This window comes from Streptomyces viridiviolaceus, assembly GCF_014650995.1.
Taxonomy (GTDB): Bacteria; Actinomycetota; Actinomycetes; order Streptomycetales; family Streptomycetaceae; genus Streptomyces; species Streptomyces viridiviolaceus.
In genome coordinates this window covers 1-514 of record NZ_BMWA01000145.1, presented here as the reverse complement: position 1 = coordinate 514, position 514 = coordinate 1, and the positions used below count along the sequence as shown (strand labels likewise).

Below are 514 nucleotides of genomic sequence, written 5' to 3'. Positions count from 1 at the left end.
AAAGGCTTTTTGATTTGAATGCCTTTTTGCCCTAAAATTCTGAAATAAAACTCATGGTCTTTATTGTCCGTGTTGTGGAATAAAAACACATAATCGTTATCCACATACCCACTAGAGCGCAATTCATACAGATCGCTGTTGCGGTTAATGTCTAAGAGCATGCGTTCTTTTTTAAACGAAGTGATGGCTAAAAGAGCGATCACAATAGCGATAACCCCCAAATAAGCGATCGTTTTTAAACGCACCAGGCGCACTTTTTGGCGCGTATTAATGGCGTTAGTTGAAGACCATTGGATGAGTGAAGGGCGACTGAATTTAGCCATGGTAATTGTGCATGCATCCACGCACTCTAAGCAATTGATGCATTCTAATTGCAAGCCCTTCCTGATGTCAATATGCGTGGGACAAACCTGCACGCAATGCAAACAATTCACGCATTCGTTTTCTGGGTTGCGTTTTTTGGGGGGTAAGGGGAAGAGGTGGCCCTGATTATTATAAAGCACTCCGCCGCGCT

The 514-nt window shown here is 43.2% G+C and carries 1 protein-coding gene and 1 pseudogene; both read right to left on the bottom strand.

Going from position 1 to position 514, the window contains the following annotated elements:
* Nucleotides 1-323: FixG Ig-like domain-containing protein (locus tag IE260_RS43580; RefSeq protein WP_229881872.1), on the bottom strand; the 323-nt coding region annotated here is incomplete at its 3' end.
* Between the two features lie 18 nt (nucleotides 324-341).
* Nucleotides 342-416: pseudogene (locus IE260_RS43575) on the bottom strand (4Fe-4S dicluster domain-containing protein); the annotation flags it as partial.
* Nucleotides 417-514 lie beyond the last annotated feature (98 nt).